This window comes from Roseospira visakhapatnamensis (assembly GCF_014197915.1).
Lineage (GTDB): Bacteria > Pseudomonadota > Alphaproteobacteria > Rhodospirillales > Rhodospirillaceae > Rhodospira > Rhodospira visakhapatnamensis.
In genome coordinates this window covers 1-25,120 of record NZ_JACIGK010000034.1, presented here as the reverse complement: position 1 = coordinate 25,120, position 25,120 = coordinate 1, and the positions used below count along the sequence as shown (strand labels likewise).

Genomic DNA, 25,120 nt, shown 5'->3' with positions numbered 1-25,120 from the left:
CGGTTCACGACTTTCAGGATCGCTCGCCCGCATGGCCACGGCATGACCGGACCGTGGTAACTTCGTGGCACCGGGGGGCGGACGCGTCCCCGGCCACGCCAAGAGGTCCCCATGACCACCCAGACCAGCTCCCCCGCCGTATTCTCCGCCGACCCTGACCAGGCGACGGACCCATCTCGTCCGTCATCCCCGTGGACGCCGCCCCTTCGCGAGCCGCTGCCGCGCCTGTTGTGCACGGACTGCGGCCTGTCCCGGACCGACCAGGAAAAGGCGTGCGGCCGGGCCTGCCAGTTCATCCGCCCCGATTACGCGACCCTGGAACGGCGCGTGCACGGCCGCCCGCGTGATCCGCGCCGCGCCGACGAGGTGTTCTTCGGCCCCTTCCGGCGCATGGTCCGCGCCGCCCTGAAGGAGCCCCGGCCGGGCGCCCAGTGGACCGGCATCACCACCCGCATCGGCCAGCGTCTGCTGGAAACCGATGCCGTGGACGCCGTCTTGTGCGTGACCGCCGATCCCGACGACAGATGGCGGCCGCGGCCGGTGCTGGTGACGCGCGCCGAGGACATGGCCGCCTGCCGGGGCATGCGCATGGGCTACGCCCCCCTGTTGGCCCTGCTGCAACCGGCCCGGGAGGCCGGGATCCGCCGCCTGGCGGTGATCGGCATTCCCTGCCAGGTGCACGCCCTGCGCGTGCTGGAGCGGGACCTGGGGTTCGAGCGCCTGTACGTCATCGGAACGCCCTGCTCGGACAACACCACCACCGAGAACTTCCATACGTTCCTGGGGCTGCTCACCGAGCGCCCGGCCGAGGTCACCTACCTGGAGTTCCGCGCCGACTACTGTGTGGAGCTTCGGTTCACGGACGGCACGACGCGGCTGATCCCGTTCCTCAAGCTGCCCATCTCCAAGCTGCCGCGCGATTTCTTCCCGCTCCCCTGCCGGACCTGCGTGGACTACACCAACGCCCTGGCCGACATCACGGTGGGTTATCTGGCGGGGCGCGGGAAGCAGTGGCTGCTGGTGCGCAACGAGCGTGGCGAGGACCTGCTGGGGCTGCTGGGCGACGAGGTGGCGGTTGAGCCGCTCACCAGTGCCGGACACCGGACCAGTTCGGTGCAGGGGTTCATCACCAACACCGAACGCGCCGCCGGCGGCATGCCCGTGCGCGGCATGCCCAACTGGCTGCGGCCCTTGATGGCCGTTCTCATGCCCCGGGTGGGGCCGCGTGGCCTGGAGATCGCCCGCGCGCGACTGGAGATGAAGGCCGCCGAGACCGTCATCCATCTGCGGCGCGAACAGCCGCTGCGGATGAAAGCCATGATCCCGCCGCACGTGTGGACGCTGGTGGAGCCCTACGGCTTGACGCCGAAGCCCGGGGAACGGCCGGAATGATGGATCCGTCTATCTACTAGTAGATTGATCGGTCGGCGCCGGCGTGTCCGTCAGGGCCGCCGCCTCGGCGCGGCCGCGCCTGAGCGACGCCAGGCCGTCCCGGTCGCCCAGGCTCCACACCGCGCCGCCGATCAGGCCGGTGATCACCGCCGAGACACCGTAGAACAACGAGCACGCCAGCGCCACGTCGGCGGGCTGGCCGATCAGGCCGAAGCCCAGCACCAGGGCCCCCTCGCGCAGGCCCCAGCCGGCGATGGAGACCGGCACGGCGGCGACCAGGATGGCCGGCGGGAACACCAGCGCCATCTCGGCCCAGGGGATGTCCGCGCCCAGCGCCCGGGCGAATCCCCAGGTCACGGTGATGTCGATGAGGTGGGGCAGCAGCATCAGGCCCAGGACCGGCGGCGCCAGACGGCGATGCCCCAGCACGCGCCACGTGGATTCGGACAGGGCGACGACGGCGCCGACGCCGCGCCACGACGCCACCGCCCTTGGCAAGAACCGCAGGGACAGCAGGATCGCCAGACAGCCCAGGCCGCCCAGCACCAGGACCAGCAGGCCACGCGTCACCAGGGGATCGCCGGCGGTCGCGATGAGCACCGGCAGGCCGGCCGCGCACAGCAGGATCAGGCCGAGGAAACTGAACACCCGGTCGACCACCAGCGACCGGGTGGCCAGGCCCAGCGGCAGACCGAGCCGCCAGGCGTTCCAGATGCGCAACGCATCGCCACCGATGGTGGACGGCATGGCCTGGTTGCCGAACAGGCCGAGCAGCACGTTGCGCCAGGTGGTCGTGTAGGGCAGGGGGCGGTCATGGGCCGCGAGCACCAGGCGCCAGCGGAGCGCCGCGCCCAGGGCCTGGACTTGCAACAGCCCAAGCGCCGCCAGGGCAGCCGGCAGCAAGGCCACGTCCAGGCGCGCCCACAACGCGCCGAGATCCACGCCAACCAGGATCAGCGCCAGCAGGCCCAGCGACAGCGCCGCCTTCAGGAGCGCCGACAGGTGACGCCAGAGAGAGCGCGGGGAAGCCGCCATGACACGCAAACTCCGACCTCCGGCACCGCCGTGCGCACCACCTCGTCCCTGGCGGCACGCGGAATCGCCCGCCCGCCGGTGGAGGCCGGGGAGTCAGGCGGTGGGTGAAGGGGCGCGGGCTCACGGTCACGGAAGAGTGGCCGATGTCGAGTCCACCGAACCCATCACCCGCACGACATCAGTCCCGGCGCCGTGACGGACAACCGGGGTCGGCGGGTGATGGCCACGGAGAGAGAGCAGGGGAGGGCCGGACAGCGACCGGACCGGTCGCGGCGCGGGCCTAGAAGCCTTCCCGTTCCAACCGCTTGCGCTCCAGCTTGCGGGCGCGGCGAACGGCCTCGGCCTTTTCACGAGCGCGCTTCTCCGAGGGCTTCTCGAAGTTGCGGCGCAGCTTCATTTCCCGGAAAACACCTTCGCGCTGCATCTTCTTCTTCAGAGCTTTCAGCGCCTGATCGACATTGTTGTCGCGAACGAGAACCTGAACCAGGGTAATGCCTCCTTACTGTCCGCCATGCGGGGGATCTCCCCCCGATGCGCTTGTCTCCGTGACACCGGTCCGCCGGCCCGCCGGTCGGTCCTTTCGGCGTAGACCAGACCCTCGTCGCGTCCAACGCGACGCAACACGCCTCGGCTCTCTGGGGGCTTGCCCCAACAGAGCTTGACCACAGACGATGGGCAAGGTCACACCGCCCGCCGCACAGACGGGCAAAACAAAAGCAGCGGCGTGTTTCCACGCCGTCCAAGGGAAGGGACGCTACCACGGGCAGGCGCGGTTGTGAAGGCTTGCCGTGTGGAGCGCGGGGCCCGGAATTCGGACGACCGACCGGTCACGGCATGCCTGCCGATCGGGGCGGGGCGGTCGAGGGCCCCGCCGGCGCGCGGACCCGCCAGGATCCCCCAGTCAAGCCCGGAGCCCCGGCGCGGCGCGTCTCGCCCTTGTCGCATCGTCGCGTCCCTGTTGTCATCGTGGCGTCGGCGCATATATGCCAGGGGTCATGGCCAGTTTCACGATCGCCCGCATGGGCCACCCGATCCTGTCCACGCCGGCCCGGCCGGTGGCGGACCCCACCACGCCAGACCTCCAGAGACTGCTGGCGGACATGCTGGAGACCCTCGACGACAGCGGGGGGATCGGCCTGGCGGCGCCGCAGGTCGGTGTGCCCCTGCGGGTGGTAATCTACCGCGTGCCCGCCGAGCGCAACAACGGTGAGGCGATTCCCTTGCGGGTGCTCGTCAATCCCGTCCTGGAGCCGCTGGGAACGGCGATGACCGAGGATTGGGAGGCCTGCCTTTCGCTGCCCGGCCTGACCGGGCGCGTGCCGCGCCACGCCCGCCTGCGCTGGCGCGGCCAGGCGGCCGACGGGTCGGTGACCGAGGGCGAGGCCGAGGGTTTCCATGCCCGTATCCTGCAGCACGAATGCGACCACCTGGACGGCGTGCTGTATCCTCAACGCATGACCGACCTGGGAACCTTCGGGTTCGCCGAGGAGGTGCGCGCGCGTCTGGCGATCCAGGCCGACGCCGAGCGGATTGACTCATCCGCCACTAATACCAACGGTCATGGAGAATGACCGTTGTTGACTGACACTTGAGTTTGCAGGAACCGGGATTTTGGGAGGAATACCGAAAAATACCGGGATTACAAACTCCTATCTAAAAAATTTGGCCGATCGCGGCGGGCGTTGGAGTTTGCAGAACTGTGATCTCCGGCGCCCGTCCGCCATTTGAACCTGCAAAAATGGGCTGGCGGTTCCGAACCCTTCCAGGGGTCTCTTAAAACGGTCCGCAGGCCAAGCTTTCCGCCATCTTAGGCCATTCTGGCAGACCCCGGAAAGGGGCCTGGAAGGCCCGTCGCGGGTGTCTGGAACTGTGATCGAACTGTGACCTGCCACATTTTCGCCGTATCGGGCATCACAGTTACGAAAAATCAAGGGGTTAGACCCTGTTTCCTCACATATTATACGGTGCCGAACTGTGACGCGTTTTCCGGGGTGAAGAGGCCTCAGGGCGCAGTCAGCCGGGGTCGCGAGGGGCCGGCCGCTTTGGCGCCAGTTCGGCATCCATGGCACGTAGAAGCGAGGTAAGCTCGTCATCGGCGATATCAGGGTGACTGTACAGCAGTTCCTTGAGCATGGCCCGCACGAGGGGCGGGGCACGCCACCCAGCCTCGTGCTCAGCGGCCTGAAGGCGGCGACCTAGATCTCGGATGTCGTCGGCGATGACGGCCTGCACGGCCGCGCGCCGTTGGGCGGCGGCCTTATCCCCGAACCCCAGGTCCAGCAGCATATCCGCGCGGGCGCGGGTCTCGGGCGGCAGGGTCTCGTCGCGGGCGACCCATAGCAGGTCCTGGCGGGTGCGGTCGAGGTCCGGCCTCTCCCGCAGGGCCGTCACCGGAACAGGCACCTCTTCCCCACCGAGCCCTTTCTCAATGGCGTCGAGCCGGGTTTCGGCGTCCGGCACGGCCTGGGCCGAAGGCGCGGGCGATGGCGTGGAGCCCATGGACTGTTGCTGGCTGGCAACTTGGTCGCCCACGTCCATTGGACCCTGACCAGTCGCGATCCACTCGACCGTAACATTCGCGGCTTGCGCGAGCCTAATGATGCCCTCGAACGAGGGATCCGATTTTCCGTCCACCCAGTTCTGAAAAGTTGATTTTGCAACGCCTGCAGCAGACGCGGCCTCGGTTCGATTTTTGAACCGCTCACCAACTTTCCGGATGCGAGCACCTACGCCATCGCGGCCATCAGCACACATTTTTGTCCTTTTGTTTCATTTTTTCAGCCCGATTGACCCGAATTCCCAAAAATCCGGTTGTCATGCCACAGAAAACCGGTCTACTGTCATTTCGAAGGTAGGTTTTTGACACCGGGTTGCCGCCCGGTGCCTGGAGCGGAGGAGAGCATGACGTCGGGCGAGCCCTGGGATCGGTATCGCATCGCGGCCGAGGTGAAGCGCCGGGGGTCAACCCTGGGCGCCATCGCGATCAACGCTGGCCTGGCGGAGCCAGCCTGCCGCAACGCGTTGGTTCACAAAATCCAGTCCGCCGAGCGGGCCATCGCCGCGTTTCTTGGTGTGCCCCTGTGGGAGCTGTGGCCGGACCGCTGGCTGCTCGACGGCACGCGGATCGACCGCCGCCGCAAGGACCACACTACAGGCGAACGCACGCGACGTGCAGTCAAAAACAAGAGGGCCGCTTGACATGGGCAGCCAGGTTTTGAGCGCGGACGACCTGTCCGTGATGGAAAACGAGCCGCGCATCCATGATTTGCGGCTGGCGGAACGGCTGGGGTTCCGGCGCGAGCGCGATGTCCGAAAGCTGATCGAACGCAACAGGACCGAACTGAGCGACCACGGCGAGGTTTGCGCCACCGTGGCGCAAACCTCGGAGGCCGGCGGGCGCCCTGCCACGGAGTACTGGCTCAACGAGGGGCAGGCGCTGGTCATCTGCATGTTGAGCCGGACCCGGGTGGCCGCCCAGGTGCGCCGTGAAGTGATCACGGTGTTCATGGCGTGGCGGCGCGGCATGGCGCCGCCTGCGCCGACATCGGCGCCGGACCCCTGGGCCGCCATGTCGGCCCGCCTGGACGCGGTCGAACGTGCCCTGGGCATGGACGATAGCCGGCTTGAGGAACGCGTCACGTACCTGCCGATCTGGAAGGACGGCCGGCGTTTCCGGTTTTGGCACGACCGGGAGGTGCGGGCCTTTCTGATCGTCACTCACCGTCAGATGTCGATCGACCGGGTGCACGCGGCGTGTCTGGAGCGCTTCGGGGAAGCGCGAACGCCGAGTCGCTCCGCCATTGGTCGGCTGTACCAGCGCCTGGACACCGTGCGCGGCACGACCGAAGGGCGGGCGTAATGGCGCGATAACGCGCCTGTCAAAACGGAGGACGCGGCATGACGACGCGACGAGGAAGCCTGGCCACGGTCCGGTTGGTGGAGGACGGGGCGAGCGCGTGCGCCACCTACTGCCAGATGAGCCTCCGCGCGCGGCATATGTCGCCCACGGCTGCCATGCGGGCACTGGCCGACCTGATGGACCTGGTCGTTTGGGCGCATGCCTGGCGCGAGGCGACCACCCACCGCGCCGGGATGGCGGACATCCTGACCGCCGCGCGCGACAGGCTGGTCGCGGCGCTGGACGACGGTACCGCGCTGTGGGTGGGCGGCGCGCCGGTGGAGCGGGGCTGGCTGGAGACGGCCACCGAGGCCGACCTCATCGCGCGGTTCGCGGCCGGCGCCCCCGGTGACCGGAGGGCGGTGGCATGACGGCGGACCAGGAAGCTCAAGCATTTCCAGTCAATGAGCCGGTGATGGTGACGGACCAGGTTGGCACAGCCCCGGCGGCCGACGCGACAGCCGCGCTCGCGCGACCTGTCCAGCACATGCAGGTGGCCCTGGATGTTCTGGCCACCCTGCGCGCGCGTCTGGGCGACCGCGCCGACGTCGAAGGCGCCCATGTCCTGGCCTTGGCCATGCTGGCGCTCCACCCAGACCACGGATCCGGGTGGTTCACTCCGGATTTCCGGCGTTAGGGTCCAGGAGATCGCAGAGATGCCGATAGTATTGCGTCACAAGGTGCCTCATCACATCGCTGCTGTCCTGGCCGCGCCGTCCCTCTACAGCCCGGAGGGCTGGCCCTTCGCCTACGGCCACCATGCCCTTGGCCATGTCCACGGCCAGGCGCAGAACTTCCAGTCTGGTCTGTTCATCCATCTCCAATCCCTCCTCGGTGGTGTGGCGCTGCCGAGTGTAGGGACCGCCTGGGCGGGCGACTCGGTCTCGTGCCGGGCGCCCGCCCGCTTTTCGGCGGGGAGGGCAGCATGACAGGAGCGAAGAGAGACCATAGCGCCCAGGGCGAGCGGCGGACGGTGCCGGCGGCGGCCGTGCATGTGGGCGACCGGCTGCGCCAGGTGGACCGGGACTGGGTGGCGGCGCTGGCGGAGAGCATGCGCCAGGTGGGCGTGATGGAGCCGCCGGTGGTGCGGCTGCGCAGCAAATCCGACGTCGACGGCTGGGACCTGGTGGCGGGCGCGCACCGCTTCGCGGCGCTGGTAGACGACCTGGGGTGGACCGAGATCCCGGTGGTGGTGGTCAAGCTGGATGACCTAGCGGCGCGCCTGGTCGAGATCGACGAGAACCTGATGCGGCGGGAACTGGAGCCGCTCGACCGCGCGGTGTTCCTGGCCGAGCGCAAGGCGGTGTACGAGGCAATGCACCCGGAGGCCAAGGAACACGCGGCCGGCGGCAAGGGGAAGGCTGCGGCTGCAAAAATTGCAGCCGCAGACGCGAAGCCTGCAATTGGGTTTGCCCGGGAGGCATGCGAGCGCATCGGCTTGTCGGAACGAACCATTTTCCGGGCAGTTCAGGTGGCCAACGGCCTCGCGCCCCAGGTGCGGGCGCAGCTCCAGCGATTCCGTCACTGGAAAGAGGGCGAGTTGTATGCCCTCAGCAAGCTCCCCCACAGCGATCAGGCCGCCGTGGTCGAGGCCCTGCTGGCCGATGACGCCGCCGAGGCGCCGCCCGACCTGGGCGCGGCCCTGCGGGCGCATGGCCGCGAGGGACCGCAGGCGGCGGCGGACGATGACGGTGGCCTGGGCAAGCTGTTGTCGGCCTGGCAACGGGCGAACGGGGCGGCCCGCAAATCCTTCCTCGGCCATCTGCGTGAGACCGGCGCCCTGAAGGGCCGCGCCAACCCAGGAGGCGACGATGCGTCCTGACCCCATCCATTCTTGTGGAGAGTCACATGTCCGAACAGCAGACGCACCAAGGTCCAACGCTGATGGTGATGTTCAGCGACGGCAGCATCATCGGCTTGCCGCTTCATGCGCCGGAACCGGGGCACTTCATGGTGTCCCTCGGGGTATCCGAGGCATCGACCATCGACGTTGGGCTGACCGAGGCCGGGCGGTGGTCGCACGACATGTTGACACCGGCCCGGGGTGTTTCGGTGCACCTGAGTTTCTAGGCGTCGTCCCGCGCGCTGACGGACGGGAGGGCTGAGGCCATGTCCACCCACCGCGACCTGGATGCTCTGCCCCTGTTCGCCTGGGCACCGACTGATCCGGTGGTGCGGTATGCGGCGGCGCAGACGCGGGCCGCGACCCTGCGGGACCGGATCAGCCGGGCGGTGGCGATCACCCTGAAGGAGTGCCAGAGACCGCGCGAGGAGATCGCCGAGGCCATGAGCGCGTGGCTCGGCGAAGAGGTGACCAAGCCGATGCTGGACGCCTACGCCAGTCAGGCGAAGACGGAACACACCATCAGTTTCGTGCGCGTCCTGGCGTTGTGGCATGCCACCGGGGACGTCCGGCTGTACCAGTTGGGTGCCGAGTTGTTCGGGCACGCGGTCATCAGCGACCGCTATCTGCCCTGGGTCGAGGTGGGGCAACTTGCGGACACCAAGAACGAGATCGACCGCGCCTTCGACGCGGCGCGGCGGCTGGCCCGGAGGTCGGTGCGATGACGGACTGGCTCACCGCCGCCGAGATCGCCGACCTGCGGCTGCCGGGCATGCCGCGCACGCGCGAGGCGACCACGCGCCGGGCGCGGGACTGGCAAGTCCCGGACCGGCGGTGGTCGAACAACCGGGCCGAGGGCGTGTGGCGGCGGCGGGCCGGCCGGGGTGGTGGGGTGGAGTATCACTATTCGGTGCTGCCGCCGCGTGCCCGAGCGGCGTTCCTGCGGCGGCGGGGGCTGGCGGCGCCGGCCGCCGAGGCACCCCCCGAGACACCCCGGGCGGCCAACGACCAGGCCGACTGGAAGGAAGCCTGGGCGCGGTTCGAGGCCCTGCCAGAGACCCGTAAGGACAAGGCCCGGGAGCGCCTGAACCTGTTCAGGCAGGTGGCCGACCTGGTCGCCGGCGGCATGAGCAAGACGGCCGCCGTGGAACTGGCCTGCCGGCCGGCGGGCATGAGCCCGCGCACCTATTACGGCCTGGAGCGGCGTACCTGGAACACGCCGCGCGAACACTGGCTGCCCATGCTGGTGGACCAGCGCTCGGGGCGGGTAACCACGACGGATATCCCGCCGGACGCGCTGCAATTCCTGAAGGACGACTACCTCCGACCGGAACAGCCGGCATTGGATGCCTGCATCACGCGGTTGCGCGACGTGGCGGCGGAGCGGGATTGGGACCTGCCCTCAGACCGAACCCTGCAAAGGCGCCTGGCCGAGGTCGATCCCCTGGTGGTGACCTGGTGCCGGGAAGGCCCCGAGGCCGTGGCCCGCAAGTTCCCTGCCCAGCGGCGCGACCGAACCGCCTTCAAGGCCCTGGAAGCCGTGAACTTCGACGGGCACAAGTTCGACGTGTTCGTTGAATGGGCTGACGGCACGATCGGCCGCCCGATGATGGCAATGTTCCAGGACCTGTACTCGGGTAAGGTCCTGAGTTGGCGGGTCGACCGCTCCGAAAACGCGGCGGCGTTCCGGTTGGCGTTCGGCGACGTCTGCGATGAGGACGGCATACCGGGACACATCTGGCTCGACAACACGAGAGCCGCCAGCAGCAAATGGCTTACCGGCGGGGTCTCCACCCGGTTCCGGTTCAAGATCAAGGATGACGATCCGGTCGGGCTGTTCAAGCAGCTCGGGTGCGAGGTGCATTTCACGACCCCGTACCATGGGCAAAGCAAGCCGATCGAACGCGCCTTCAAGGACATCGCCGAGCTGGTGTCGAAGGGGCCGGACTGCGCGGGCGCCTACACCGGGCGCTCGCCCCAGCACAAGCCGCACAACTACGGTTCACGCGCCGTCCCGATCGACGATTTCATCACCATCGTGGACCGCGAACTGCGGCGCCACAACGCCCGGCCGGGGCGGAAGGCGACCGCCTGCCGGGGGCGGTCGTTCAACCAGACGTTCCAGGAGAGCTACGAGTCGCCCGACAACGTCATCCGCCGGGCCACCCCGGAGATGCGGCGCCTGTGGTTGTTGGCCGCCGAAGGGGTGACGTGCCGGACCCCGACCGGGGAAATCCACCTGATGGGCAACAGGTACTGGGACCCGGCTCTGGCCCGGCTGATCGGGCGGAAAGTCGTGGTGCGCTTCGACCCCGACAAGCTGCGCCAGCCCATCCATGTCTCGCTGCTGGATGGCTCCGCCGTGTGCGAGGCCGCGTGCATCGACGACACCGGATTCGCCGATCAGGCAGCCGCCAAGGATCACGCCGCCGAACGGCGCCGGTTCAGCCGCGCCGTACGCGAGATGTCCGAGGCTGAGAAGCGCCTGACGGCGGCCCAGGTGGCGGCGGCGTTGCCGACGCCGGCCGACGCGCCGGACCCGGACGCCAAGGTCATTCGCATTGTCGGAAACACCGCCCGGCGCGTGGCGCCGGAGGCGGATGAGGACGCCCAGGCGGCGACCGGCGCGGATTTCGACCGCGCCTTCGCGGCTGGGGTAGCCCGGCTGGCCGACTACCGCGCCAGCCATGAATGAGGGGCGCGCCGGCGGCCACCGGACACGCCCCTCGGACGGACGTTATGCAACGAGGTGAAACTATGCCGGACGGAATGATCATGCAACACCCTGAAGGACTTCAGGAGGCCCTGCGCGAACGGGTTCGCGCCCTGCTGGCGGACGAGGCGATCAGCCAGAAGACCGCCGCCACGGAGGCGGGGATCGGCTACAGCAGCTTCAGCGCCTGGCTGACGGGCACGTACCAAGGCGACAACGACAAGATGGCCACCAAGGTGGAGCGCTGGCTGGCCTCGCGGCAGGAGCGCCAGGCGGCCGCCGCCGTCCTACCCCAGGACGTTGGCTTCGTCCGGACGGACAGCGCGACGGCCATCTGGCAGACCCTGCAATACGCGCACATCGCCCCGGACATTGCCGTCGTCGCCACGGGCGCCGGGTGCGGCAAGACCACGACGGCGCGCCAGTATGTCGAGGACACGCCGAACGCCTGGCTCGCGACCATGGACCCGACCACGCGGGTGGTCAGCACGGCCCTGGGCGAGATCGCCCTGGCGCTGGGGCTGACCGAGCGCTCGCCGCAGGGGTTCTCGCGCGCCATCGCCGGGTACGTCAAAGGTAAGTCCGGCCTGCTGATTATCGACGAAGCCCAGCACCTGCAGCCCAACGCGCTCGACGCCCTGCGGTCCATCCACGACCGCACGGGGTGCGGCCTGGTCCTGCTGGGCAACGAGACCGTCTACACGCGGCTCGAGGGCCAGGGGCGGCAGGCCGAATTCGCCCAGCTCTTCAGTCGCGTCGGGATGCGGATGGTGTCCGCGAAGCCCAAGCCGGGCGACGCGCCCGCGCTACTGGATGCCTGGGCGGTCACGGCCGAGGACTGCCGCGATTTCCTGCGCCGCATCGCCCAGAAGCCCGGCGCCCTGCGCGGCATGGTCAAGACCATGCGCGTGGCGGCGATGCTTGCCACCGGCGCCGGCGCCGAGATCCCCGACATCACGCACTACAAGGCCGCCTGGGCGCGGCTGTCCACGTCGAGCTAGGGAGGGCCGCGCCATGCTGAGCCAGGATCTGAGTGCCCTGAGTGTCGAGATGGCCGCCGCCGCCAGCGGCGCGGCGCTGATGCCCTCCCGCGCGGAGTGTGGCCACATGGCGGCCGCTCTGGCCGCCGCCGCCGAGATGGCCCGCGCGCTGGAACAGGGGGTGGTGCCCGAGACGGCCGACCTCCCGACCCCGGTGCGCGACACCCAGTCGGCCCAGGAGGTCGTGCGGCGGTGGCTGGATGGCTTGCCCGCCGACCAGCGGGCGCGCGCCGACGCCATCATCGAGGCGGTGACGACGGCCTGCCGGCGGCACCTGGAGCCGGCCGCCGAGGTCATCCCCCTCACCACGCACCGCCGCAATGGCGGCCCGGCGGGAGGCGACGCGGCATGAGCGCCATGACGCCCAAGCGGGATCTGGTGCTGGACGGTCAGGCCGCCCGCACCATCGCCGTGGTGACCCGACCACATGACCTGGTGCTGGTGGTACTGACGGCGGATGGCCGTCATCACGTCTGCGATCAGGGGCGCGACGGTACGGTGACCCACCGGGCCGGGCCATTCGATCCGCAGGAGGCATTACAGAGCGTGATCCGCATCCTCGCCGGCCGTGAGATGTCGGTGACCAGCGATACGCTGGCGGTGGCGGTCGGCCTGCTGGCCACGACGGTCGGCGAGGATGCGTCATGACCGATCACCCCACCATCGCCCAGATCGTCGCCGTGGTGGCCGAGGTGTGGGGGGTGTCTCCGGCCGAACTGCGATCCCGCCGGTGCGGTCAGCCGGCGGCGACGGCCCGTCAGGCCGCCATGGCTCTCGCCCGAGACCTGACACCGCACACCGCCGCGACCATCGGGCGGGCCATCGGCGATCGCGACCGCACCACCGTGACCCATGCCATCCGTCGCACACACGCGCGCGCGGCCTCCGACGCGGACACATGCCTACGTTTGGCGCTGGCCCGCATCGCGCTCGCCGCGCAGGTGTTCGCGGCGCGGATGGCCACCATCGGCACCGCGAGCACGGATCGAGGGCCGCCCTCATGAACGCCGCCCGCCTGATCGCCACCGGTGCCCTGGTGCCTGCGCCGAGGCGTCGGCCGGGGTTCCTCAAGGCGCTTTTAAACACCCTTTGGAGGGCCTTTCGATGACCGATTACCCCCCTGTCGAAACCTTACCGATCCCCACCGTGCCGCCGGGATACATGAAGGACAGCAAGGGCCGTCTGGTGCCTGAGCAACTCGTCCGCCCGCTGGACGCCTTGATGGACCAGACGGTTGAAAAGCTGATCGGCTATGCCGAGGACATCTCCGCCCAGATCGGGCGCTTCCGGGGACATTCCTTCGACGATGTCGCCTCGTTCATGCAACTGGCGGCCGACCAGTACGGGGCCTCCATTGGCGGCGCCAAGGGCAACGTCACCCTGACCAGCTACGACGGTTGCCGGAAGGTGCAAATCCAGGTCGCGGATCACCTGACCTTCGGCGCCGAGTTGCAGGTGGCGAAGTCCTTGATCGACGAGTGCATCGTCGAGTGGAGCGATGGTGTCCGCGCCGAAATCCGCGCGCTCGTGGAGCATGCCTTCCGCGTCGACAAGCAGGGTCAGGTCAGCCGGGACGCCGTCCTGGCCCTTCGGCGGGTCGACATTGACGACGACCGCTGGCGGCGTGCGATGGACGCGATCACCGATAGCATCCGCGTGGTGGGCAGCAAAAGCTACATCCGCTTCTACCGCCGCGCTGATCCGCAAGCGAAGTGGGAACCCATCACCGTCGATCTGGCGGCGGCGTAGGGAGGGCCGAGGCATGACCCGAGACCAATTCCCGGAGCGGCTGGCCGACGTCAACCTGAAGCACGCCGAGGCGCACGTAAAGGCACTTAAGGCCCGCCGCGCGGCGGACAAGGCTGAGCGAGATGAAGACGCGGCCCGCCGGGCGCGCGACGCCCTGTGGGAGGAGTATCAGCAGGCACTCATCAAGGACGCGGAGGGCGCGGCATGAAGGCCCCCGCCTATCTTCCAATGCGCCACGCGGCGGCGTGGGTCGCCTTCTGGTCGGAGTACCCCCGGAAGGAGGGTAAAGCTGCCGCCCGGGAGGTGTTCGCCATCCTGACCGCCGACACCGGCCCGGCCGGGGGCGTGGACCCTGAGTTCCTGGTGCGGGCGGCCGGCCGCTACGCCGATCAGTGCCGCGAGCGGCGGCTCGACGTGGTGTACGTGGCCCACGCCAAGACGTGGTTGCGCCAGCGTCGCTTCGAGGACGAGGCGTTCCAGGACCCGCTGGTGGCGGCCGCCGGGCGTAGCGCCGCCACGGACGACGGCCCGAACGCCCACTGGTGGCCTGTGTTCCGGGACGCGGGGATGACCCGGTCGGCCTGGGATCATTGGATCGCGCCGTGCCGGATCGACGGTACGGCCGACGGCGGGGTGACCATCGTGGCTCCCAGCCCCTTCCATGCCAACTGGCTGGTGACGCGCCTGGACCTGGTGCTCCACCGCGCCTGCGGCGGCATGCCCGACATTGAGGTGATGTGATGGCCGACATTGAGGACATCAAGCGCAAGGTCCGCGCGATGCTCGATATGACCGTCGCGCGCGGCTGTACCGAGGGCGAGGCGACGGCGGCGGCCGCCACGGCCTCGCGGCTGATGAGCCAGCACGGACTGGATCAGGACGATCTAGTCATGGGGTCCGAGAGTATCGCAGGCACCGCGCGCGCCACGCCGCTGGATGCCTTGTGGCTCACCCTGGCGGCGGTCACTGGCTGCCACCTGATCCGGCAGGAGACCTGGGAGGGCACGAAGTGGCTCTTCCACGGCCGGATGCCCGGCCCGACCATCGCCGTCTACATGCACACGTTCTTGCGGCGTGTTGTCGAAGCGGCGGTCGAAGACTATCGCCGTACGCCGGAGTTCAAGCGGAAGAAGAAGGGGAAACTCCGCCGTCGTGCCTGTGAAGCGTTCCGTCATGGGATGGCGTTCCGGTTGCGTCGATCGCTGTACGAGCATTTTGGGGCACCAGACGAGGCAGCCCTTGATCAGGCCCGCGCCTCGGCGCACCGGGCCTTTCCTGACCTCACCAAGGGCAAGGCAGCGCCGACATACAAAGGCCGCAGCAACGCGGCCCTGTACGCCGGAGCCCGGGCCGGAGCCGGCGTGACGCTTCGCGACGGCCTGACCGGTGGCCCCGTCGGCCAGATCGGGAGGGGCTGACCCATGACCCGCCCGGCGATGGACCCCCGCGACGCGCTCATGAACCTGGTGCTGGTGGCCGTCAGCCGCGCCCTGGTCACCCTGGCACCGGCCAGGGTCGGCGCGACACCCACGCCGGACGGCCCGCCCGACGCCGAGGCGCTGGTGCGGCTCTACTACGAGATCGGCGGCGATCATGCCGCCCTGATGACGGCGATTTCCCGCCTGCGCTTCATCGACCACGAGGCCGGGTCATGACCGCCCTCTCCGACCAGCGCCTGCGCGCCTTGCTGGCCTGGGGCCATGACGCCACCTCGATCGCCGCGCGGTGTCAGGTGTCCTGGCGGGTGGTGGTGACGCGGATCGCGGCCATGACCCCCGACCCGGCGCCACCAGCTCCCGCGCAGGGCCGCGCACCGGTAACCGCGCCGGCACCCATGCCCGATCTGGCCCGGAGCCCGCGTCCGCATCCTGGCGGCTTTCGGTCCAACCGGGCAGAGACCCAGACCTTCCCCGCCACGGACCGCGCGGCGGCGCTGGTCGAGTTCCAGGCGCGCGGCGGCCGGATCACCCGCTGTCCGCCGGGACACGCCGCCGGCACCAGCGCGCTGGAGGACCTGATGGGCGTGACGGCGCCGCCGATGGACACCGAGGGTGGTTGGCGCGCCCGTCACGCCGTCGAGAAAAAGCGGTCCGGGAGGCACGCATGACCGCCCGCCGCGCCCCCGATCGCCGGAAGATGATCGCGGCCGTGCACGCGGCGGCGAAGGCGCGCGGGCTGTTCGACGACGCCTACCGCGCCATGCTGCGCGCCCATGGTGGCGTCGAGAGCTGCCGCGACATGGGCGTGCGCCAACTCATGGCGGTCCTCGACCACCTGAACGGCCACGCGCCCCGGGACACCGGCCGGCGTCCGGCCCGTCCCATCGCCAAGGGTCCGGACGCCCTGGCCAAGGCCCGCGCGCTGTGGCTGGACCTGTGGGTTTTGGGAGAGGTCTCGGACGCCTCCGAGAGTGCCCTGGAAGCCTATGTGATCCGCATGACCAAGGGCGCGCCGGGTCAGGGTGGCCAGGGGGTGGCGCGCCTGGAATGGCTGGCCGGCGACCATCTGGACCGGGTCATCCGGGGCCTGCGCGGCTGGCTGGGCCGGGTGGCGCCAGCCCTGGGGCGACCGGACCGGCCGGTGGATCACCCTGGGGGCCAGCGCGAGCAGCCCAAGGTTCGTGTGGCCCGCGAACAGGCGCGGCGGCTGGTGGCGTTGGGCGTAGAGCCGGCCGGACAGGCTCCCGTGCCGTCCGACCTGGACAACGCGGCGCTCGATCGCCTGCTGGCCGCTCGTGGCCAGCGCTTGCGCGATGCCATGGACGCGGCCGGGATCGCGGCGCCGCTGTCCCGACACCTGCAGGGCTGCCCGTGACATGGGCCGCCCGCCCTCCATCACCGACCTGCGCGAGCGCTACGGGCCGCTGCCGGCGGTTCTGCTGACCATCCTGGAGGTGGTCGGCGAGGAAAAGGCCCTGCGCCTTGTGCAGCGCCTGGGGGGCCTGGAGATCACCGTGCCGGCGGACGCACGGGTGGAGGGATCGGACCTGCACCAGGCCCTGGACGTGGACCCGGAGATCGCGCGCATCGTCGCCCGCCGTCTTCGGGACCGCCACGGCCTGGAGGTCCATGTCCCCAACATGTTCGGCTGGCTTCAGCGCCGCCGCCAACGGCGCATCGTCGCCCTGCGCGCCGACGGCCGGCGCATCCAGGACATCGCCCACACCCTGGGCATCACCGAGCGGGCCGTCTACCTGGCCCTGGCCCGGGATCGGGACCAGGCGGGCGATGACCGCCAACTTGACCTTCTCGACCTGATCGTGCCGCCGCCGGCCTGAACCCCTTCAGGGGGATCGCCGGCCGCCGCCAGGCGCATCCTGCCCTCACGCTCCACCGTGTGAGGGAGGTCCGCATGCCGGCCCCGCCTGTCCTACCCACCCCAATCCGACCCACAGAAGCCGTTCTGTTCGCCACCGCCGGCGGACGCCTGGGCACCCGTCAGGTCGAGATCGTGTCGATCATCGCCGCCGAGGCGCCGTCGGTGCTGCCGCCCCACGAAATCGCGACGCTCCCGCGCGTCGCCCATCTGCTGGCGCAACTGGCCCATGAATCCGACCACTTCCGCACGACGGAGGAATACGCGTCTGGCGCCGCCTACGAGGGCCGCCGCGACCTGGGCAACACCCGGCCCGGCGACGGCCGCCGCTACAAGGGTCGGGGCCTGATCCAGCTCACCGGCCGGTACAACTACGCCCTCTTCGGCCGCCGGCTGGGGATCGACCTGGAGGCCGACCCGCACCGCGCCGCCGAGCCCGGCCTGTCGCTGCGCATCGCCGCCGCCTACTGGACCGACCGGGGCCTGAACCCGCTGGCCGACGCCGACGACATCCGCGCCATCACCCGGCGCATCAATGGCGGCACCAACGGCCTGCCCGACCGGGTGCGCTGCCTGGAGCGGGCGCGCACCGCCCTGACCCAGCAGCGGCTGGCCGACCTGGGCCACGACCCGGGACCCATCGACGGCCGGTGGGGGCCGCGCACCTCGGCCGGTCTGGCGGCGGCGGGGTCCGCCCTGGGCCTGCCGGCGGCCACGCCGCGCGCGGCGGTGATCCAAGCCCTCTGGGAGACCTGACCATGCGCGTATCCCGTATCGCCATCCCGGTCGCCGCCGCCCTGGCCCTGATCGGGTGCGCGTCCATCGACGACATCGCCGACGTCATGACCGGCGCGGCCGACCGCTATTGCGGGGGCGCCTCGGACGCGGGCAAGGCGGCCGTGCGCGACCGGTTGACGGGCGGACGCACGCTGATCCACTGCCCAGACGGTGCGCCGGAGGCCACGCCATGATCGCGCCGCATGTGACGGGAGACGCCGTGCTGGCCGGGCTGTGCTCGGCCGTGTACGAGCGCGACCGCACCGCCCGCGAGGCCGCGATCCGGGCGCTGGGGTGCGAGGTGTGGCAGTGGATCGCGTGGGGCGGCTGCGAGGCCGCGCTGGTCCGGAACCATGAGCGCGGGGGACTGGCCCTCGTGCTGCGCGGGACCGAGGTGTCCGAGGGTCAGTGGCGGGACGTCCTCGCCAATCTGGGTGCGCCCTCGCCCTGGGCCGGTCCCGGTCGCGCCCACACCGGCTATAGCCGGCAGCTCGACCGTATCCTCGACCGGGTGTCCGCCTGCATCGCCACCGGCGGCGCCTCCACTGTGCTGACCGGTCATTCCATGGGCGGGGCGCTGGCCACGCTGCTGGCCGCGCGCTGGTCGTGGCGGCAGACAGAGAGTTTGGGTCGTTATGATGTCACAGAGGTTGTGACTTTCGGCGCCCCGAAATCCATCGACCGTGATGCGGCCGCCGCCATCGGCTGCCCGGTGCGCCGCTACGTCGTGCGCGGCGATCCGGCGCCGCTGTGGCCGCCGATCCCGGGCCTGACGCACCCCGGCCCGGCGATCCGCCTGCCGGCCCCGGCCTGGCGGTGGGACCACCTGCCGGGTGGCATCTGGCCCCTCCGGCACCACGACGTGGACACCTATGCGGAGATCCTCTCGGAGGCCGCCGATGGCTGACCTGGTCGACATCGCGGCCGACCGGGTCGAGGCCGAGCGGGAGGCCATCGTCGCCCGGCGCCGCGCATACCCGGCCCCCACCGCGCCGACACCGGCGACCCGGTGCACGAGCTGCGGCCAGCCGATCCCGCCGGCGCGGCGCCAGGCGCGGCCCGGCGCCACCCGCTGCGCCGGCTGCCAGGCCGCCGCCGAGGTGCGCGCGGCGCGGTATCGCAAGACGGGGGTGTGGTGATGGATGGGGCGCGCCTGCTGGACTGGCTGGCCGGGTTGGGAGCCTGGGCGGGTCTGATCACCATGGCGGGCTTGGGTGTGGTGCTTTGGCGCCTGTGGCCTGTGTTCGCGCCGCGCTCGGATGTGTCGGCGCTGGCGACGGATGTGCGGCGCTGGCGGGACGCCCACGGCGGGGCGCACGTCGAGATCACGCAACGCCTGGATCGGGGCGAGGCGCGGTTCGCCCGCCTCGAAGCCAGGATCGAAGGCTTGCCGACCCACGCCGACATGACCGCCTTGACCACGCTGGTGGCGGAGGTGGGAGGTCAGGTGCGGGAACTCAACGGCCGGCTGGACGGCCTGACCCGCGTCTCGACGCGTCTTGAGAGGTCCGTGGACATGCTGATGGAAAACGAGCTGGCCCAGGGCCGGCGGGATGGAGGTGAACCCTCATGACCCTGGTCGACGTGCTGCGCGAGGACCGGCGCCTCGTCATTCTGCGCACTCTGTCCGAGGACATCGACTATGCGCTGAACACCTCGATCCTCCAGACCGTGCTGGCCAGCTATGGGCACGGCGTGAGTCGTGACGTGGTGGATGGCGATGTTCAATGGCTGGCCGAGGCCGGTCTGGTGACGGTCGAGCCCCTGGCCGGCGGCCGGGTGATCGTCGCCACCCTGACCGGCCGGGGCCTGGACGTGGCCCAGGGCCGAGCCCGCCACCCCGGCGTTCGCCGCCCCCGGCCGGGGAGCTGACCATGGGCCGGAGGAGTTCGATCCGCCGCTTGCCGGCCGAGGTGCGCCAGGAGATCGACCGCCTCCTGGGCCAGGAACACACACTCGACGAAATCCTCGCCCACCTGCGGACCCTGGGCGCGGACAGCGTGTCACGCTCGGCCCTGGGACGATACGCCACGGACTTCCGCGAGGTCGCCGCGCGCTTGCGCGAGACCAAGGTGGCGGCGGCCGGCTTCGCCCGCGAGTTGGGCGTTGTGCCGGAAGGCGAAGCCCACATGGTGCTGGTGCAGATGCTGCAGGCTCGGATGATGCGGTCGGGCATGGATCGCATCAAGGACGACGACGCAAAGGAAGACGCCAAGGAGCTGATGTATATCGCGCGGACAATCCGCGACCTGATGGCCAGCACCAAGGATCGGGAGGCGATCAAGGCCCAACTCGCCAAGGAGATCGCGGCGGAGAACAAGGCGAAGCTGGACGACTTGGACGGGGAGGCGGAGCCCACCAAGACCGTCACCATGCGCGAGGCCCTGGACATGGTGCGACAGCATCTCGGGGTGGCGTGATGGCCGACGCGCCCGCGCCCGTGCCCGCCCTGACGCTCTACCCGTACCAGCGCGCCTGGTTCGAGGACCGGTCCCGCTTCAAGATCGGCATGTTCGCCCGCCAGACGGGCAAGACCTTCACCACCTGCCTGGAACTGGTGGACGACGTGTTCGCGGCCGAGGTGGAAGGGCGCCGCACGCGGTGGGTGATCCTGTCGCGGGGCGAGCGCCAAGCCAAGGAGGCCATGGACGAGGCCATCAAGCCGTTCTGCCGGGCCTATCAAGAGCTGTTCAAAGCCGTCCTGAAGATCGAGCCCGTGTTCCGGGAGTACGAGTGGCAGGGGCAGGAGGTGCGGTGTAACGCGCTGGAGGTCTCGTTTCCCGGTGGTTCGCGGGTCACCGCCTTGCCGGCGAACCCGGACACCGCGCGCGGTTTCTCGGCCAACGTCTTCCTGGACGAATTCGCCTTCCATGCCGACAGCCGGCGCATCTGGGCGGCGCTCTTCCCCGTCATCTCCAACGGCTATCGCCTGCGCGTGGTCAGCACGCCCAACGGCAAGGGCAACAAGTTCTTCGACCTGGTCACGGGGCAGGATGACTGCTGGTCCCGCCACATCGTGGACATTCACCGCGCCGTCGCCGAGGGCCTGCCCCGGGACATCGATGCCCTGCGCGAGGCCCTGGCCGACGATGACGCCTGGGCGCAGGAGTACGAGCTGCAGTGGCTGGACGAGGCCAGCGCCTGGCTGTCCTACGACCTGATCGGCGCCGTCGAACATCCGGCCGCCGGAGATCCAGCCCACTACCAGGGTGGGCCGTGCTTCATCGGCAATGACATCGCCGCCCGCAATGACCTGTGGGTGGCGTGGGTGCTCGAAGCCGTGGGCGACGTGCTGTGGACGCGCGAGATCGTCACCCTGAAACGGGCATCCTTCGCGGAACAGGACGCCGTGATGGACGAGCTGTTCCAGCGCTACCACGTGATCCGGCTAGGCATGGACCAGACCGGCATGGGCGAAAAGCCGGTCGAGGACGCCAAGCACCGCTACGGCGACAGCCGCGTGGAAGGCGTGCTGTTCACGGCCGCCAACAAGCTGATGCTGGCCACGACGGGCAAGGAAGCGTTCGAGGATCGCCGCATCCGCGTTCCGGCCGGCGACCCGATCCTCCGCGCGGACTTGCACAAGCTGAAGAAGGTGACCAGCCCGACCGGAACGCCCCGCTTCGTGGCCGAAAGCGACAGCACCGGCCACGCCGACCGGGCGTGGGCCGGGTTTCTCGCGGTCCACGCGGCCACCGACGGGACCTATCAGCCCTATGCCTACATCCCCGTCCGCCCCGAACAGACCACGCGGCAGGTGCGCCTGACGTCCGGCCTGCGGGCGCGGCGCGGCAGTTATTGATGCGCTCGACAACCTTCGGCGGCCCGTTGGGCCGCCTCGGGTCGACCGCAATTTGAGGACACCTGACCATGGCACGCACATCCCAGATCCTCGGACCGGACGGCCGGCCGATCGAGCGAGGCACCCTGACACAGACCGTCGCGGCGCCAGCGGTGACCGGCGTGCGACGACCGTTCAGCGGCACCATCGCCACCGGGCTCACGCCCGAGTGGCTGGCGGGGATCCTCAAGCGGGCCACCGAGGGCAGTGTCGCCGACTACCTGACGCTGGCCGAGGAGATGGAGGAGCGCGACCCGCACTATGCGGCCGTGCTGGGGACCCGCAAGCGGGCGGTGGCCGGGGTCGAGCCCATCGTGACCCCAGGCGACGACAGTCCCCGCGCCGGCGAGATCGCCGACTTCGTCAGGCGGTCCATCGTCGATCAGCCGTGGTTCAACGGCATGGTCATGGATCTGCTGGATGCCCTCGGCAAGGGCTACGCCGTTTGCGAAATTCTGTGGGAGACGGGCAAGCAGTGGACGCCATCGGCCTGTCCGTGGCGGGATCCCAGGTATTTCGTGCTCGACGATACGCGCACCACCCTGCGCCTGGCGGCCGACGGTGAACCCAAGGGTGTCGAGCTTCCTCCCGGCAAGTTCATCGTCCACGCGCCACGCATCAAGAGCGGCCTGTCCGTGCGCGGCGGGCTCGCCCGCCTGGTGGCGTGGTCGTACCTGTTCAAGGCGTTTGCCCTGAAGGACTGGGTCGCGTTCATCGAGGTCTACGGCCTGCCCCTGCGGCTGGGCCGGTACGGCCAGTCCGCCACGCAACAGGACATCGATACGCTGGTGGCGGCCGTCAGCGGGATCGGCACCGACGCGGCGGCGGTGCTGCCGGAGGCCATGCGGATCGAGTTCCAGGGCATCTCGGAGGGCCGGGGTGGCGCCGAGTTGTTCCAGCGTCTGGCCGAATACCTGGACGGCCAGATCAGCAAGGCGGTCTTGGGCCAGACCATGACCACGGACGACGGCGCGTCGCTGTCGCAGGCGCAGGTCCATCGCGGCGTGCAGATCGACGTGGCCCAGGCCGACGCGGGCGACGTGGCGCGGCCGGTCAACCGGGATCTGGTGCGGGTCGAGGTGGATCTGAACTATGGACCACAGGAGGTCTACCCCTGGCTGTCCTGGCCGATCACCGAACCCGAGGACACCCAGGCGGTGACCCAGCAGCTCACCGGCCTGGTGCCGCTGGGTCTGCGGGTCCGCGCCGACGACGTGCGCGAGCGTCTGGGCTGGGCCGCGCCCGAGGACGATGACGAGGTGCTGGGGGGCGCGGCGATGCCCACGGACACCGACACCCCGCCGGACGCTGATCCGGCGCCGGCGCCGCAGCGGGCCACCGGCGCCGGCCAGGCGGCCAAGGGGGACGACGATAGTGATCCGGTCGAGGCGGGCTATGCCGCGATCGCCGAGGCGCTGGATCACGACGACTGGGAGGTGATGGCGCCGTCGGTCAACGCCGTGCTGGACACGGCCGCCGAGGCCGAGGATCCCGACGACCTGGTCGAACGCCTGGCGCACCTGGTCGAGGACGGCCGGCTCGATAGCCAGGCCCTGGCCGACCGGCTGGCGCGCTCCACCCTGTTGGCCCGCGCGCTGGGCGACGCCCCGGATCCCGATCCCGCCCCAGATGCAGACGGGGACGGGTGATGGCCCCGCGCGCCCGCCAGGACCCGCTCCCCGACCGGCCGGGCCATCGCTTCGGGCACCTGGTTGATCCGAACGTGGCCGAGTTCCTGCGCGCCAAGGGGCTGATGCCGCGTTGGGACTACGATGAGGTCCTGCCGGAAGAACACGCCTTCGGCTTCATGGCCGCCAAGATCATGGAGCTGGATATCCTGCGGGACCTTCACGAGAGTCTCGTGGCCGCCCTGGAGGCCGGCACGCCCTTTGACCGCTGGGCGCGTGACCTGGAACCGACGCTGAGGGCCAAGGGGTGGTGGGCGCGGCGGGAGGTCATCGACCCGCGCACCGGTCAGGTGGGCACCGTAGACCTGCGCCAGCCCTGGCGCCTGCGGGTGATCTACGACAGCAACATGCGCTCGGCCCGCGCCGCCGGCCAGTACCAGCGTGCCCAGCGCACCAAGGCCGGGCTGCCGTACTTCACCTACGAGCTGGGACCAAGCCGTGAGCGTCGGCCCGAGCACGTCACGCTCAAGGGCCTGACCATGGCGGTGGATCATCCGGGGTGGGAAACGATCATGCCGCCGAACGGGTGGGGCTGTAAATGCCGCGTCCGCCAGATCACGGCCGCCGAGGCCGCGCGGCGCGGCCTGACCGTGCGGAGCAGCGTGTCCCTGCCGTCCCGGACGGTGCGGCACAGGGTGACCGGCCAGCGCATGACCCTCCCCGAGGCCGTCGATCCCGCCTGGTCGCGCTCCGGCGGGCCGCTGCGGGCGCGGGCGCTGGACGATGCCCTGCACGGCCGGCTCGCGGCCCTGCCGGCGCGCATCGGCCAGGCGGCGTGCCATGACCTGGCGCGCGGGCCGTCGCTCCAGCGCCTCGTGGAGCGCCCGACGCACGGCCGCGCTCATCCCATCGCCCGTCTGGCCGACGACATCGCCCAGGCCATCGGGGCGCGGTCGCCCGTGGTGACCCTGTCCGGGGAAACGCTCCAGAAGCAGCACCGGAACCACCCGGAACTGGGGCAGGTCGATTATCGGGTACTGCCGGAGCGCATCCATGGCGCCCAGGTGATCGTGCGCAACCGCCCGAACAGTTTTCTTGCTTTGCGGCCCACGGAGGACGGCGGCAAGGTGGTGGTGGCCTTGAAGGTGGACCGTCACGGCGTGCCCTACGTCGTCAGCATGTACCGCGCCGACGCGACGTTTCTTGGCCGCATGCGGCAGCATGCGGTGGTCTGGGGTGCTTGGCCTGAGGACTGAGGGCACGCGGTGGGGACTGCCCGATCACCCACATGGCACGCCGCCGCGATCGCGACGGGTTACGGCAGGCAGGATCACCGTGTCGCGCGCGCCCTCATCTTCTTTTTAGCACACCCGGCCCGCCGGCGCACGCCTGGAGCGATGCGACTCCGTCAGATGCCTCAGGATGCGCGAGGGCATCACGACGGCCCCTTGGGCCGCCCCTGGCGCGTCGCGCGCATGTAGCCCCCTCTTAAACGCTCTTATCGGCCTCTTAAAACGGGACCGCCCCGCGCGGTCCTGCCGGATGGTCCGTGGTCCTTCCCTGGCACCATCCGGCCGCCGCAGGCGGTCGGCCGGGTCGACCGGCCGGGCGCCCCGCGAGGCCGTCGGGTCGAGCGCGACCTGAACGTCTTCAGGGGGATCGCGCTGTCCATGATCTGGCACACAGCCTGTCATGGACACCACAGTCTCCCAGACCCCGGCCCCGCTGGCCCCGTTCGCCGTCGCCCCCCAGGCGGCGGCGGGCGGTGGCGCGCCCGAGTGGATCGAGATCGTCCCCGCCGGCCGCATGGTCGGCAAGGACGGTCGCGGCCCCTACGTGCTGCGCGACCCGCAGCGCGTGGTCGCCGACTTCGAGCGCCGGCGTGCGGC

The 25,120-nt window shown here is 70.2% G+C and carries 37 protein-coding genes and 1 pseudogene; 34 read left to right on the top strand and 4 right to left on the bottom strand.

The window, feature by feature from the left end; all coding sequences use genetic code 11:
* Window positions 1-111 precede the first annotated feature (111 nt).
* Window positions 112-1,392 carry a coenzyme F420 hydrogenase/dehydrogenase beta subunit N-terminal domain-containing protein gene (locus tag GGD89_RS17110; RefSeq protein WP_184047863.1) on the top strand — a complete coding sequence of 427 codons (1,281 nt, stop codon included), beginning with the start codon at window positions 112-114 and terminating at the stop codon, window positions 1,390-1,392.
* Between the two features lie 9 nt (window positions 1,393-1,401).
* Here GGD89_RS17110 and GGD89_RS17105 read toward each other — a convergent pair whose 3' ends face one another.
* Complete coding sequence (locus GGD89_RS17105) at window positions 1,402-2,427, bottom strand: lysylphosphatidylglycerol synthase transmembrane domain-containing protein (protein ID WP_184047860.1); 1,026 nt, start codon at window positions 2,425-2,427, stop codon at window positions 1,402-1,404.
* Between the two features lie 280 nt (window positions 2,428-2,707).
* The gene (gene rpsU, locus GGD89_RS17100) at window positions 2,708-2,914 is read right to left on the bottom strand and encodes a 30S ribosomal protein S21 (protein ID WP_184047884.1); all 207 of its coding nucleotides are present in this window, start codon (window positions 2,912-2,914) and stop codon (window positions 2,708-2,710) included.
* Window positions 2,915-3,422: 508 nt separating this feature from the next.
* Between rpsU and GGD89_RS17095 the strand changes: the two genes are divergently transcribed.
* The gene (locus tag GGD89_RS17095) at window positions 3,423-3,998 is read left to right on the top strand and encodes a peptide deformylase (RefSeq protein ID WP_184047857.1); all 576 of its coding nucleotides are present in this window, start codon (window positions 3,423-3,425) and stop codon (window positions 3,996-3,998) included.
* Window positions 3,999-4,440: 442 nt separating this feature from the next.
* On the opposite strand, the gene GGD89_RS17090 is transcribed toward GGD89_RS17095, so the two are convergent.
* Window positions 4,441-4,959, bottom strand: a complete 519-nt coding sequence (locus GGD89_RS17090) for a hypothetical protein (protein ID WP_246423195.1) — start codon at window positions 4,957-4,959, stop codon at window positions 4,441-4,443.
* Between the two features lie 15 nt (window positions 4,960-4,974).
* Window positions 4,975-5,181, bottom strand: a pseudogene (locus GGD89_RS20695) (helix-turn-helix domain-containing protein); the annotation flags it as partial.
* Window positions 5,182-5,328: 147 nt separating this feature from the next.
* Here GGD89_RS20695 and GGD89_RS17085 point away from each other — a divergent pair.
* From GGD89_RS17085 to GGD89_RS16930, 32 genes are all read left to right on the top strand, one after another.
* Window positions 5,329-5,625 carry a helix-turn-helix domain-containing protein gene (locus GGD89_RS17085; protein WP_184047851.1) on the top strand — a complete coding sequence of 99 codons (297 nt, stop codon included), beginning with the start codon at window positions 5,329-5,331 and terminating at the stop codon, window positions 5,623-5,625.
* A 1-nt stretch (window position 5,626) separates the two neighbouring features.
* Window positions 5,627-6,286 (top strand): hypothetical protein, encoded by a 660-nt coding sequence (locus GGD89_RS17080; protein ID WP_184047848.1) that lies wholly within the window; start codon window positions 5,627-5,629, stop codon window positions 6,284-6,286.
* A gap of 38 nt (window positions 6,287-6,324) precedes the next feature.
* On the top strand, window positions 6,325-6,696 hold the full coding sequence (locus GGD89_RS17075) for a hypothetical protein (protein WP_184047846.1): 372 nt from the start codon (window positions 6,325-6,327) through the stop codon (window positions 6,694-6,696).
* The gene (locus tag GGD89_RS17070; protein WP_184047843.1) at window positions 6,693-6,962 is read left to right on the top strand and encodes a hypothetical protein; all 270 of its coding nucleotides are present in this window, start codon (window positions 6,693-6,695) and stop codon (window positions 6,960-6,962) included. Before GGD89_RS17075 ends, GGD89_RS17070 begins: the two co-directional genes overlap by 4 nt.
* Window positions 6,963-6,981: 19 nt before the next feature.
* Entirely contained in the window at window positions 6,982-7,254 is a 273-nt protein-coding gene (locus tag GGD89_RS17065) for a hypothetical protein (protein WP_184047840.1), read from the top strand.
* Entirely contained in the window at window positions 7,251-8,147 is an 897-nt protein-coding gene (locus GGD89_RS17060) for a ParB/RepB/Spo0J family partition protein (protein WP_184047836.1), read from the top strand. Before GGD89_RS17065 ends, GGD89_RS17060 begins: the two co-directional genes overlap by 4 nt.
* 26 nt (window positions 8,148-8,173) lie before the next feature.
* The gene (locus tag GGD89_RS17055; RefSeq protein ID WP_184047834.1) at window positions 8,174-8,395 is read left to right on the top strand and encodes a hypothetical protein; all 222 of its coding nucleotides are present in this window, start codon (window positions 8,174-8,176) and stop codon (window positions 8,393-8,395) included.
* A gap of 39 nt (window positions 8,396-8,434) precedes the next feature.
* Window positions 8,435-8,893 carry a DNA transposition protein gene (locus GGD89_RS17050; protein WP_184047831.1) on the top strand — a complete coding sequence of 153 codons (459 nt, stop codon included), beginning with the start codon at window positions 8,435-8,437 and terminating at the stop codon, window positions 8,891-8,893.
* On the top strand, window positions 8,890-10,863 hold the full coding sequence (locus GGD89_RS17045; protein WP_184047828.1) for a transposase domain-containing protein: 1,974 nt from the start codon (window positions 8,890-8,892) through the stop codon (window positions 10,861-10,863). Before GGD89_RS17050 ends, GGD89_RS17045 begins: the two co-directional genes overlap by 4 nt.
* An 80-nt stretch (window positions 10,864-10,943) precedes the next feature.
* Entirely contained in the window at window positions 10,944-11,882 is a 939-nt protein-coding gene (locus tag GGD89_RS17040; protein ID WP_184047825.1) for an AAA family ATPase, read from the top strand.
* A 13-nt stretch (window positions 11,883-11,895) separates the two neighbouring features.
* On the top strand, window positions 11,896-12,273 hold the full coding sequence (locus GGD89_RS17035) for a hypothetical protein (protein WP_184047822.1): 378 nt from the start codon (window positions 11,896-11,898) through the stop codon (window positions 12,271-12,273).
* Complete coding sequence (locus GGD89_RS17030; protein ID WP_184047819.1) at window positions 12,270-12,569, top strand: hypothetical protein; 300 nt, start codon at window positions 12,270-12,272, stop codon at window positions 12,567-12,569. Before GGD89_RS17035 ends, GGD89_RS17030 begins: the two co-directional genes overlap by 4 nt.
* Window positions 12,566-12,925 (top strand): helix-turn-helix domain-containing protein, encoded by a 360-nt coding sequence (locus GGD89_RS17025; protein ID WP_184047816.1) that lies wholly within the window; start codon window positions 12,566-12,568, stop codon window positions 12,923-12,925. The genes GGD89_RS17030 and GGD89_RS17025 overlap by 4 nt, the downstream gene beginning before the upstream one ends.
* 100 nt (window positions 12,926-13,025) lie before the next feature.
* Window positions 13,026-13,670 (top strand): DUF3164 family protein, encoded by a 645-nt coding sequence (locus tag GGD89_RS17020; protein WP_184047813.1) that lies wholly within the window; start codon window positions 13,026-13,028, stop codon window positions 13,668-13,670.
* 13 nt (window positions 13,671-13,683) lie between these two features.
* Complete coding sequence (locus tag GGD89_RS17015) at window positions 13,684-13,878, top strand: hypothetical protein (protein WP_184047810.1); 195 nt, start codon at window positions 13,684-13,686, stop codon at window positions 13,876-13,878.
* Window positions 13,875-14,411 (top strand): hypothetical protein, encoded by a 537-nt coding sequence (locus GGD89_RS17010; protein ID WP_184047806.1) that lies wholly within the window; start codon window positions 13,875-13,877, stop codon window positions 14,409-14,411. The genes GGD89_RS17015 and GGD89_RS17010 overlap by 4 nt, the downstream gene beginning before the upstream one ends.
* Window positions 14,411-15,088 carry a DUF7168 domain-containing protein gene (locus GGD89_RS17005; protein ID WP_184047804.1) on the top strand — a complete coding sequence of 226 codons (678 nt, stop codon included), beginning with the start codon at window positions 14,411-14,413 and terminating at the stop codon, window positions 15,086-15,088. Before GGD89_RS17010 ends, GGD89_RS17005 begins: the two co-directional genes overlap by 1 nt.
* A gap of 3 nt (window positions 15,089-15,091) precedes the next feature.
* Complete coding sequence (locus tag GGD89_RS17000) at window positions 15,092-15,325, top strand: hypothetical protein (RefSeq protein ID WP_184047801.1); 234 nt, start codon at window positions 15,092-15,094, stop codon at window positions 15,323-15,325.
* On the top strand, window positions 15,322-15,777 hold the full coding sequence (locus GGD89_RS16995) for a hypothetical protein (protein WP_184047798.1): 456 nt from the start codon (window positions 15,322-15,324) through the stop codon (window positions 15,775-15,777). Before GGD89_RS17000 ends, GGD89_RS16995 begins: the two co-directional genes overlap by 4 nt.
* Window positions 15,774-16,484 (top strand): regulatory protein GemA, encoded by a 711-nt coding sequence (locus GGD89_RS16990; protein WP_184047795.1) that lies wholly within the window; start codon window positions 15,774-15,776, stop codon window positions 16,482-16,484. The genes GGD89_RS16995 and GGD89_RS16990 overlap by 4 nt, the downstream gene beginning before the upstream one ends.
* A 1-nt stretch (window position 16,485) precedes the next feature.
* Window positions 16,486-16,947, top strand: a complete 462-nt coding sequence (locus GGD89_RS16985) for a hypothetical protein (RefSeq protein ID WP_184047792.1) — start codon at window positions 16,486-16,488, stop codon at window positions 16,945-16,947.
* Between the two features lie 74 nt (window positions 16,948-17,021).
* On the top strand, window positions 17,022-17,741 hold the full coding sequence (locus tag GGD89_RS16980) for a glycoside hydrolase family 19 protein (RefSeq protein ID WP_184047789.1): 720 nt from the start codon (window positions 17,022-17,024) through the stop codon (window positions 17,739-17,741).
* 2 nt (window positions 17,742-17,743) lie between these two features.
* Window positions 17,744-17,956, top strand: coding sequence for a hypothetical protein (locus tag GGD89_RS16975; RefSeq protein ID WP_184047786.1), 213 nt, complete (start codon window positions 17,744-17,746; stop codon window positions 17,954-17,956).
* A complete protein-coding gene (locus GGD89_RS16970; protein ID WP_184047784.1) occupies window positions 17,953-18,669 on the top strand; it encodes a lipase family protein in 717 nt (238 codons plus the stop codon). Before GGD89_RS16975 ends, GGD89_RS16970 begins: the two co-directional genes overlap by 4 nt.
* Window positions 18,662-18,901: a TraR/DksA C4-type zinc finger protein gene (locus tag GGD89_RS16965; protein WP_184047781.1), complete on the top strand. Its 240-nt coding sequence runs from the start codon at window positions 18,662-18,664 to the stop codon at window positions 18,899-18,901. Before GGD89_RS16970 ends, GGD89_RS16965 begins: the two co-directional genes overlap by 8 nt.
* The gene (locus GGD89_RS16960; RefSeq protein ID WP_184047778.1) at window positions 18,901-19,335 is read left to right on the top strand and encodes a DUF2730 family protein; all 435 of its coding nucleotides are present in this window, start codon (window positions 18,901-18,903) and stop codon (window positions 19,333-19,335) included. Before GGD89_RS16965 ends, GGD89_RS16960 begins: the two co-directional genes overlap by 1 nt.
* On the top strand, window positions 19,332-19,634 hold the full coding sequence (locus GGD89_RS16955) for a VpaChn25_0724 family phage protein (RefSeq protein ID WP_184047775.1): 303 nt from the start codon (window positions 19,332-19,334) through the stop codon (window positions 19,632-19,634). Before GGD89_RS16960 ends, GGD89_RS16955 begins: the two co-directional genes overlap by 4 nt.
* Window positions 19,635-19,636: 2 nt before the next feature.
* Window positions 19,637-20,182, top strand: coding sequence for a phage protein Gp27 family protein (locus tag GGD89_RS16950; RefSeq protein ID WP_184047772.1), 546 nt, complete (start codon window positions 19,637-19,639; stop codon window positions 20,180-20,182).
* Complete coding sequence (locus tag GGD89_RS16945) at window positions 20,182-21,564, top strand: terminase large subunit domain-containing protein (protein WP_184047769.1); 1,383 nt, start codon at window positions 20,182-20,184, stop codon at window positions 21,562-21,564. Before GGD89_RS16950 ends, GGD89_RS16945 begins: the two co-directional genes overlap by 1 nt.
* Before the next feature lie 68 nt (window positions 21,565-21,632).
* Window positions 21,633-23,252 carry a DUF935 domain-containing protein gene (locus tag GGD89_RS16940; protein ID WP_184047766.1) on the top strand — a complete coding sequence of 540 codons (1,620 nt, stop codon included), beginning with the start codon at window positions 21,633-21,635 and terminating at the stop codon, window positions 23,250-23,252.
* Complete coding sequence (locus tag GGD89_RS16935) at window positions 23,252-24,487, top strand: phage head morphogenesis protein (RefSeq protein WP_184047763.1); 1,236 nt, start codon at window positions 23,252-23,254, stop codon at window positions 24,485-24,487. The genes GGD89_RS16940 and GGD89_RS16935 overlap by 1 nt, the downstream gene beginning before the upstream one ends.
* 436 nt (window positions 24,488-24,923) lie before the next feature.
* On the top strand, window positions 24,924-25,120 hold a 197-nt coding region (locus GGD89_RS16930), incomplete at its 3' end, for a hypothetical protein (RefSeq protein WP_425503053.1).